This window comes from Streptomyces sp. NPDC092045, from assembly GCF_044756005.1.
Lineage (GTDB): Bacteria > Actinomycetota > Actinomycetes > Streptomycetales > Streptomycetaceae > Streptomyces.
In genome coordinates this window covers 157,434-168,017 of the sequence record NZ_JBIVSC010000003.1, presented here as the reverse complement: position 1 = coordinate 168,017, position 10,584 = coordinate 157,434, and the positions used below count along the sequence as shown (strand labels likewise).

Sequence of the window (10,584 nt, the reverse complement as noted above, 5' to 3'; positions counted from 1 at the left end):
TACCGGGTGTCCGCCCGAAACGAGCAGCGAACCAGCCGAACTGAGCACCGACCGAGCTTCGGAGAGCGGTTTATCGATGGCGAACGAAGACAAGCTCCGCGACTACCTCAGGCGGACCACCGCCGACCTGCTGCGCACCCGCGCGCGGCTCGACGAGGTCGAGCAGGCCGCCGGCGAACCCCTGGCGATCGTCGGCATGGCCTGCCGCTACCCCGGAGGCGTCCGGTCGCCCGAGGACCTCTGGCGGCTGGTCGCGTCGCGGACCGACGCGATCGGGCCGTTCCCGCGCGACCGCGGCTGGCCGCTCGACCGGCTCGTCGACCCCGACCCGGCCAAGGAGGGCACCACCTATTCCGACCGGGGCGGCTTCCTCCACGACGCCGCCGACTTCGACGCCGAACTGTTCGGCATCAGCCCCCGCCACGCCCTCACCGTCGACCCGCAGCAGCGACTGCTGCTACAGACCGCCTGGGAGGCCTTCGAACGCGCGGGCATCGACCCGCGCTCCCTGTCCGGACAGTCCGTCGGAGTCTTCGCCAGCGTGATGTACGGCGACTACGGCTCCCGCCACACCCGCGCCCCCGAGGGCTTCGAGGGCTTCATCGGCACCGGTAGCGCCGGCAGCGTCGCCTCCGGCCGGGTCGCGTACACCTTCGGGCTCGAAGGCCCCGCCGTCACCGTCGACACCGCCTGCTCGTCCTCGCTCGTCGCCCTGCACTACGCCGCCCAGGCGGTGCGCCGGGGCGACTGCCGGATGGCCCTGGCCGGCGGGGCGACGGTGATGGCCACCCCGGCGACCTTCGTGGAGTTCAGCCGGCAGCGCGGCCTCGCCCCGGACGGCCGCTGCAAGGCGTACGCCGCCGGCGCGGACGGCACCGGCTGGGCCGAGGGCGCCGGCCTCGTCCTGGTCGAACGGCTCTCCGACGCGCTCGCCGCCGGCCACCCCGTCGTCGCCGTGCTGCGCGGCAGCGCCGTCAACTCCGACGGCGCCAGCACCCAGTTGTCCGCCCCGAACGGCTCCGCGCAGCAGCGGGTGGTCCGGGCCGCGCTCGACGACGCGGGGCTCGACGCGGCCGACGTGGACGCCGTCGAGGGCCACGGCACCGGGACGGGCCTCGGCGACCCGATCGAGGCCGCGGCCCTGATCGCCGTGTACGGCAGCGGGCGCGCCGCCGACGACCCGCTCTGGCTGGGCTCGCTGAAGTCCAACATCGGGCACACCCAGGCCGCCGCCGGCATCGGGGGCGTCATCAAGATGGCCGAGGCGATGCGGCACGGCGTGCTGCCGGCCAGCCTCCACATCGACGCGCCGTCCCCGCACGTCGCCTGGGCCGACAGCGGCGTCGAACTGCTCGCCGAGGAGCGTCCCTGGCCCGCACGGGACCGGCCGCGCCGCGCCGCCGTGTCGTCCTTCGGGATCAGCGGCACCAACGCGCACGTCGTCATCGAGGCACCACCGGAGCCCGCACGCGGGACCGCGACCGATCCTGCGCCCGGGGCCGTGACCGCTTCCGCTTCCGCACCCGAGTCCGAGTCCGCACCGGGGGTCGCACCCGGGCCCGCACCGGACGCCGCGACCGATCCCGTACCCGAACCCGCGCCGGACGCCGGCCCCGCCCCGCTCCACGCGTCCGCGCCCGACCCCGATCCCGGCACCACGCCCGTGTCCGACCCCGCCGACGCGCCCCCGCCCGTCGCCTGGGAGCTGTCCGGGCACACCGAACGGGCCCTGGACGACCAGATCGTCCGGCTCCGCGCCCATCTCGACGCGCACCCCGGGCTCGCCCCGGCCGATGTCGCGCACACCCTGAGCACCGGGCGCGCCGCCCTGCCGTACCGGGCCGTCGCCGTCGGCCGCACCCCGGACGACTTCGCCCGGGAACTCGCGGCCCTCGCGGACGGCGTGCCCTCCCGCCGCACCGCGCGCGGCGAGGCGCACGGCGGTGCCCGCCCCGTCTTCGTCTTCCCCGGGCAGGGCTCCCAGTGGGCCGGCATGGCCCGTGGACTCCTCGCCTCCTCCGAGCCGTTCCGGGCCGAACTGACCCGCTGCGCCGGGGCCCTCGCCCCGCACACCGACTGGGACCTGCTCGACGTCGTGTCCCGGGACGACGCCCCCGAGCTCGCCCGCGTCGACGTCGTGCAGCCCGCCCTCTTCGCGGTCATGGTGTCGCTGGCCGCCGCCTGGCGCTCGCTCGGCGTCGAGCCCGCCGCCGTCGTCGGCCACTCGCAGGGCGAGATCGCCGCGGCGTACGTCGCCGGCGCCCTGTCCCTCGACGAGGCCGCCGCGCTCGTGGCCCGGCGCAGCAAGGCCCTCCTCTCCCTCGCCGGAACCGGCGCGATGGCCTCCGTGGAACTGTCGGCCGACGACACCCGGCGCCGGATCGGCGCCCGTACGGACCTCGGCGTCGCCGCCGTCAACGGCCCCCGCTCCACCGTCGTGTCCGGGGACGCCGACGCCGTCACGGCGTTCGTCGCCGCCGCCCGGGACGACGGCCTGCGGGCCCGCCCGATCCCGGTCGACTACGCCTCCCACTCCCACGCCGTCGAACCGCTGCGGGACGCCCTGCTGGACGGGTTCGCCGGACTGCGTCCGCGCGCCTCCGCCGTCCCCTTCCACTCCACGGTGACGGCCGGGGCGGAGGCGAGCGACACCACCCGGCTCGACGCCGCCTACTGGTACGCCAACCTCCGCGAGCCGGTCCGGCTCGCCGACACCGTGCGCGCGCTGATCGACGCCGGCCACCGGCACTTCCTGGAGGTCAGCGCCCATCCCGTGCTCGTCGCCGCCCTCACGGACACGGCCGAGGACGGCCGCCCGGACGAGGAGGCGCCCGTCCACGTCTCCGGCACGCTCCGCCGCGACGACGGCGGCCCCGACCGGCTCCTCACCGCCGCCGCCGAGCTGTACGTCGCCGGGGCGGAGGTCCGCCGCCCGGCCGCCGCCGGGGGCCGGACGGTGCCGCTGCCCACGTACGCCTTCCAGGAGCGCCGCTACTGGCTCGACACCCGCACCGGCGGGGACGCGCCCGCCCCGGCCGACCCCGGCGGCCACCCGCTGCTCGGCCCCGCGGTCGAGCGCGCCGACGGCCGGGGCGTGCTGTTCACCGGCTCCGTCCCCGCGAGCGGTACGGAGCGGAACTGGACGCGCGGACACCGCCTCGGGGACCGGACGCTGCTCGTGTCCGGCGCGCTGACCGAGCTCGCCCTCGCGGCGGGCGGGCGCGTCGGCCTGCCCCGGGTGCGGGAGCTGACCCTGCTCGCCCCCGTCGACGTGCCCGAGGACGCCCCCGTACGGCTCCAGGTGGCCGTCCACGCCCAGGACGACGGCGACGCGGCGGTCACCGTGCACGCGCGGCGGGACGACGGCACCCCGGACGCGGCGTGGCTGCTGCACGCCACCGGAGTGCTCACGGCGGAGGAGCCGGGGGAGGGGGACACCGCCGGCGTCGCGCTCCCGGACGGCGGCGAGCCCGTCGACGTGGCCGCGGGCTACGCCGCCCTCGCCGCGCGGGGCGTGCACTACGAGCCCGCCCTCCGGTCGGTGCGCGAGGCCCGCACGGACGGCGTCACCGTCGTCGCCGACGTCCTCCCCGGCATCTCGGGGCCGGGGTACGCGGTCCATCCGGCGGTACTCGACGCCGCGCTCCAGGCCTCCTTCCTGGCCGGACTCACCACGACCGGCCCGACCGACCCGAGCACTCCGGCCGGCCCGGCCGATCCGACCGGGACCGCTACGGCCACGAACGCCGGGGAGGCCGCCCCCGTCACCGTCACCGTCCCCTTCGCCTGGACCGACGTCCGGGTGCACGCCCCCGGCACCCCCGTGGCCCGGATCGCCGTCACCCGGCGCGGTCCCGAGGAGCTCGCGGCCGCCGCCCTCGACGCCGACGGGCGTCCCGTCCTCACCGCCGCCGGGATACGGCTGCGCACCCTGGACGGCCCCCTGCCCGAGGCCCCGCCGACCGTCCCCGCGCAGACCCGCCGCCTGGGCGTCGTCGGCCCGGCCGGACCGGAGGCCACCGGCCGCCCCGCCGGCCCGGCGGAACTGCTCGCCACGGTCTCCAGGGCGGTCGCCGGCGTCCTCGGCTACGACTCGCCCCGGGACGTCCGCCCCGACCGGCCGTTCCGCGACCTCGGCATCGACTCGATCACGGCCGTGCAGCTCCGCGACCACCTCGGCAGGGCCGTCGGGCGCAGGCTTCCCGCCACCCTCGTGTTCGACCACCCCACGCCCCGAGCCGTCGCCTCCTTCCTCGCCGCCGGGGCGGCCCCGGCCGACCCGGAGCGCACCCGGCCCGGCACCGCCGCGCGGACCGACGACGACCCGATCGCCATCGTCTCCATGAGCTGCCGCTATCCGGGCGGCGCCGACAGCCCCGAGCGGCTCTGGGAGCTCCTGGAGCGCGGCGGCGACGCCATCGGCGACTTCCCCGGGGACCGCGGCTGGGACCTGGACCGCCTCTTCCACGACGACCCCGACCACCCCGGCACCTCCTACGTCCGGCGCGGAGGGTTCCTCCACGACGCCGCCGACTTCGACGCCGACTTCTTCGAGATGTCCCCGCGCGAGGCCCGGGCCGCCGACCCCCAGCAGCGGCTCCTCCTGGAGACCTCCTGGGAGGCGTTCCAGCGCGCCGGCATCGACCCGGCCGGTCTGCGCGGCTCGCGCACCGGCGTGTACGTGGGCCTGATCTACACCGAGTACGGCGGCCGGGCGCAGGCCGACCCGCGCGAGCACGGCGGCTACCTCGGCACCGGCAGCGCCGGCAGCGTCGCCTCCGGCCGGATCTCGTACACCTACGGCCTGGAGGGCCCGGCCGTCACCGTCGACACCGCCTGCTCCTCCTCGCTCGTCGCCCTGCACCTGGCGGCGCAGGCCCTGCGCGCCGGGGAGTGCGACCTCGCGCTGGTCGGCGGCGCGACGCTGATGGCGACGCCCGCCACGTTCGTCGAGTTCAGCCGGCAGCGCGGGCTGTCCCCGGACGGCCGCTGCCGCGCCTTCGCGGACGCCGCCGACGGCACCGGCTTCAGCGAGGGCGTCGGACTGCTGCTCGTGGAGCGCCTCTCGGACGCCCGGCGCAACGGGCGCCGCGTCCTCGCCGTGCTCCGGGGCTCCGCCACCAACCAGGACGGCGCCAGCAACGGCCTCACCGCCCCCCACGGCCCCTCCCAGCAGCGGGTCATCGAGGAGGCGCTGCGCAACGCCGGGCTCGCGCCCTCGGACGTCGACGCCGTCGAGGCCCACGGCACCGGCACCACCCTCGGCGACCCGGTGGAGGCGCAGGCGCTGCTCGACGCGTACGGCGCGGGCCGGGACGGCCGGCCGCCGCTCCGGCTCGGCTCGCTGAAGTCGAACATCGGGCACACCCAGGCCGCGGCGGGCGTCGGAGGCATCATCAAGATGGTCCAGGCGCTGCACCACGAGACGCTGCCGCGCACCCTCCACGTCGACGCGCCGACCCGGCACGTCGACTGGGAGCGCGGCGGACTGGCCCTGCTCACCGAGAACGTCCCCTGGCCCGCGGGCGACCGCCCGCGCCGCTTCGGCGTCTCGGCGTTCGGGATGAGCGGCACCAACGCGCACGTCGTCATCGAGGAGCCCCCGGCGCCGGACCGCCCGGAGGACGCGCCGGACCACGGGCCCGGCGGCGGCACCCCGTACGCGCTGGTCCTGTCCGCGAAGTCGGCGGGCGCCCTGCGGGGCGAGGCCCGGCGCCTGCTCACCCACCTGGAGGCCCGCCCGGACACCGACCCGGGCGCCGTCGCCGCCGAACTCGCGGGCGCCCGGGGCGTGTTCGCCCACCGCGCGGTCGTCGTCGCCGGAGACCGCGCCACGGTCCTCGAAGGACTGGCCGCCGTCGCGGACGACACCCCGTCCCCGCACGCCGTCACCGGCCACGCCCCCGCCGACCGCGCCCCGGTGTTCCTCTACCCGGGCCAGGGCGCCCAGTGGCCCGGCATGGCCCGCGAACTCCTGGACCGCTCGCCCGCGTTCGCCGGGCGGATCGCCGAGGTCGCGGCCGTCCTCGACCCGGTCACCGGCTGGTCGCTGCTCGACGCGCTGCGCGGCGACGCCGACCTGACCCGGGTGGACGTCGTCCAGCCCGTGCTCTGGGCGACCATGACCGGCCTCACGGCGGTGTGGGAGTCGTTCGGGGTGCGCCCGGCGGCCGTCGTCGGACACTCGCAGGGCGAGATCGCCGCGGCCCCGGCGGCCGGGGCGCTGTCCCTCGTCGACGCGGCCGCCGTCGCCGCGCTGCGCAGCAGGACCCTCCGCGCCCTCGCGGGCGGCGGCGCGATGCTGTCGGTGGCCGCCGACGAGACCGCGGTCCGGGAGGTGCTCGGCGCGACGGGCGCGGCGGCGGCCGTCGCCGCCGTCAACGGCCCCCGGTCCACCGTGGTCGCGGGCCCGCCCGCCGAGGTCGAAAAGGTCCGCCGCGCCTTCGACGAGCGGGACGTCCGCGTCCGGCTCATCGACGTCGACTACGCCTCGCACTCCGCCCAGGTGGAGTCCCTGGAGGCGGAACTCCTCGCCGTGCTCCCGGAGACCGAGCCCCGCGACGCCTTCACGGCCGAGGTCTTCTCGACCGTGACCGGCGGGCCCGTCGCACCCGGCGACCCCGAGTTCGGCCGGCCCGCCTACTGGTACCGGAACCTGCGCGAGACCGTGCGGCTGCGGACGGCCGTGGAAGCCGCCCTCGCGGCGGGCCACGAGGTGTTCGTCGAGATCAGCCCGCACCCGGTGCTCGGCGTCGGCGTCCAGGACATCCTCGACGCCGCGCCCGGCGGCGACGCCACCGCCGTCCTCGGCACGCTCCGCCGCGACGAGGGCGGCCTCGACCGGGTGCTGCGCTCCGTCGCGGAGGCCTGGGTCCAGGGCGTGCCGGTCGACTGGACCGCCCACACCGGACCCCGGACACCGGGCCTGCCGCCCCTGCCCACGTACGCCTTCGACCGGCGGAGGCACTGGCTCGACCCGGCCGCCCCCGGGCCCGCGGCCGGGCCCCCGGCCGCCGGCCTCCGCCCGGCCGGCCACCCGCTCCTCACCGGCGCGGTCCGGACCGCCGGGGCCGACGGGCTGCTGCTCCTCGGCCGGCTCTCCCCGGACGAGCAGCCGTGGCTCGACGACCACGCCGTGGACGGCGCGGTCCTCGTCCCCGGCGCCGTCCTCGCCGAACTCGCCCTGTACGCGGGCGGACTGGCGGGCACCGGACAGCTGGAGGAACTGGTCCTGCGGGAGCCGCTGGTGCTCGCGGCGGACGGACCCGGCGGCGGCGCCGTCGAGGTCCAGGTGGCCGTCGGGCCCCCGGAGCGGGACGGCACGCGGCCCCTGACCGTGCACGCCCGGCCCGTCGAGGACCGGACCGACGCCGACCGGACCGACGCCGATCCGCTCGGGGCGCCGTGGACCGCCCACGCCACCGGCACCCTCGCACCCGAGGGGGAGCGTCCCGAAGCGCTCCCGGGCCCCTGGCCGCCGTCGGGCGCCGAGCCGGTCGACGTCGACGCGCTGTACGACGACCTGGCGCTCAAGGGCTATCGGTACGGACCCGCCTTCCGTCGTCTGCGCGCCGCGTGGCGGTCGGGCGACGAGGTGCACGCCGAACTGTCCCCGACCCCTCCGGCGCCCGGCTTCCGGATCGCGCCGACCCTGCTCGACGCCGCCCTGCACGCCGCCGGCGCCGCCGGCCTGTTCCCCGACGACGGAGCCGTCCGGCTCCCCTTCAGCTGGCGCGGTCTGCGACCGTACGGCGACGTCCCGGACACCGTCCGCACCCACCTGCGGCGCGGCGCGGGCGACACCGTCTCGGTGTCCTTCACCGGCACCGACGGCACCCCCGTGGCGGACCTCGACGCCGTGGCCTTCCGGGTCGCCGAACCCGTCGGGACCGACCCCCTGTACGTCCTCGGCTGGGAGGCGGCCCCGGCCCCGGACGGCCCCGCCGCCCCCGGGCCGGAGGTGTGGGAGCTCGGCTCGCCCGGACACCCCGACCTCGCCGCCGTACGGGCGGCGCTCGCCGCCGGAACCCGCCCGCCCGGAGCCCTCGTGCTGCCGGTCCCGGACCCCGGCGACGACCGCCCCGAGACCCTGCGCGGCACCCTGGAGGCGCTCGTCGCCACCCTGCGGGACGGACTCGCCGAACCCGGCCTGGACTCCGTCCGCCTCGTCGTCCGGACCCGGCGCGCCGTCGAGGCCGTGCCCGGCGAGGGCGTCGCCGGACCGGTCGGCGGCGCGGTCTGGGGCCTGGTCCGCAGCGTGCAGACCGAGGAACCCGGCCGGGTCGTCCTCGTCGACGCGGACGGCCCCGGAGGGGACCTGCCGCCGCGCGTCCTGGCGGGCGGCGAGAACCAGTTCGCGCTGCGCGGCGCGGACCTCCTGGTGCCCCGGCTCCACCCGTACCGGCCGGCCCTCGCCCCGGGCACCGGCGGGGACGGGAACTGGCGGCTCGCCACCGGCGGGAGCGGCTCGGCCGACGACCTCGTGCGCCGCCCGGTGCCCGAACGGCCCCTCGGCCACCACGAGGTGCGGATCGCCGTCCGCGCCGCCGGACTCAACTTCCGCGACGCCATGCTCGCCCTCGGCATGTACCCGGGCGAGGCCGAACTCGGCACCGAGGCGGCCGGTGTGGTCCTCGCCACGGGCGACGGCGTCGTCGGACTCGCCCCGGGCGACCGGGTCATGGGCCTGGTGTCCGGCGGCATCGGACCGGTCGCCGTCACCGACCACCGGCTGCTCGCCCCGATCCCCGACGGCATCGACTTCGCGCGGGCCGCCACCGTGCCCGCCGTTTTCCTCACGGCGTACTACGCCCTGAGCGACCTGGCCGACGCCCGACCCGGGCAGTGGCTGCTCGTCCACTCCGCCGCCGGCGGCGTCGGCGGCGCCGCGATCCAGCTCGCCCGCCACTGGGGCCTGCACGTCTTCGGCACCGCCGGCCTCGCCAAACACCCCGCCGTCGAGGCCGCCGGACTGCCCGCCGACCGTATCGGCAACTCCCGCGACCTCTCCTTCGTCCCCGAGGTCCGCGCCGCCACCGGCGGACGCGGCGTGGACATCGTCCTCAACTCCCTCGCCGGGAAGTTCGTGGACGCCTCGCTCGAACTGCTGGCCCCCGGCGGCACGTTCGTCGAGATGGGCAAGACCGACCTGCGCGACGCCTTCCGCGTCCGGGCCGAACACGGCGTCGGCTACCGCTCCTTCGACCTGATGGAGGCGGGACCCGACCGCATCGGGGAGATGCTCGCCGACCTCGTCGAGCTGTTGCGGACCGGCGTCCTCACGCCGCTCCCGGTGACCGCCTGGGACGTGGACCGGGCGCCGACGGCCCTGCGCCACCTCAGCCTCGCCCGGCACACCGGCAAGGTGGCGCTGCGCATACCGCGGCCGATCGACCCGGACGGCACCACCCTGATCACCGGCGCGTACGGCGGCGTCGGCCGGCTCGTCGCCCGCCACCTCGCCGCCCGGCACGGCGTACGGCACCTGCTCCTCGTCGGCCGGCGCGGCGCGGACACGGAAGGGGCCCGCGCCCTGCACGCCGAACTCGCCGCCCTCGGCGCCGAGGCGACCTCCGTCGCCGCGGACGTCGGCGACGAGTCGGAGGTCGCCGCGCTGCTCGCCGGCATCCCGGCCGAACGCCCCCTGACGGCGGTCGTGCACGCCGCGGGCGTCCTGGACGACGCCACGCTGCGCACCCTCGACCCGGCCCGCCTCGACGCGGTGCTGCGGCCCAAGGCCGACGGCGCGCGCCACCTGGACCGGCTCACGAGGGACGCCGACCTCGCGGCGTTCGTCCTGTTCTCCTCCGCGGCCGGACTCGTCGGCAGCGCGGGCCAGGGCGCGTACGCCGCCGCCAACGTCCACCTGGACGCCCTGGCGACGGCCAGGGCCCGGGCGGGCCTCCCGGCCACCTCGGTGGCCTGGGGCCTGTGGCATTCGGAGAGCGGCATGACCGGCACGCTGTCCCGGGCGGACCGGGCCAGGATGAGCCGCGGCGGCCTCCTGCCGCTGTCCCCGGAGCGCGCCCTCGCCCTCCTCGACGCGGCCCTGGAGGCCGGGGAGCCGGCGCTCGCCGCCGTACGGCTCGACGCGGCCCGGCTCGCGGCGGAGACGGAACCCGCGCCGCCGCTGCGCTCCCTCGTCCGCCCCCGGGCCGAGGCGCCCGCCGGCGCCGGGGAGCCGGCCGGCGACGGGCTGTCCGAGCGGCTCGCGGCGGCCGCGCCGGAGCGGCGGCGGGAACTGGTGGCCGACACCGTGTTCCGGCACATCGCCACCGTCCTCGGCGCCGCGCCCGGCGCGGACGGCGCCACGGACGGCCGGACCTTCAAGGAGCTCGGCTTCGACTCGCTCACCGCGGTCGAGCTGCGCAACCGGCTCGGCCGGGCGACCGGCCTGCGGCTCCCGGCGACCCTGGTCTTCGACCACCCGACGCCCGGGGCGCTCGCCGACCACCTCCTGGACCGGCTGGCCCCCGGACCGGGGCCGGCGGACCCGGACGCGGCGGACGCGGCCGGCGCCCCGTCGACGGCGGAGGAGCTCTTCCGCTTCATCGACGCCGAGTTCCGATCCTGATCCCGACGACG

General features: G+C 78.0%; 1 protein-coding gene. It reads left to right on the top strand.

The features are described from left to right. Positions 1 to 40 precede the first annotated feature (40 nt). Entirely contained in the window at positions 41 to 10,573 is a 10,533-nt protein-coding gene (locus tag ACIQKA_RS10975; RefSeq protein WP_402540955.1) for an SDR family NAD(P)-dependent oxidoreductase, read from the top strand. Positions 10,574 to 10,584 lie beyond the last annotated feature (11 nt).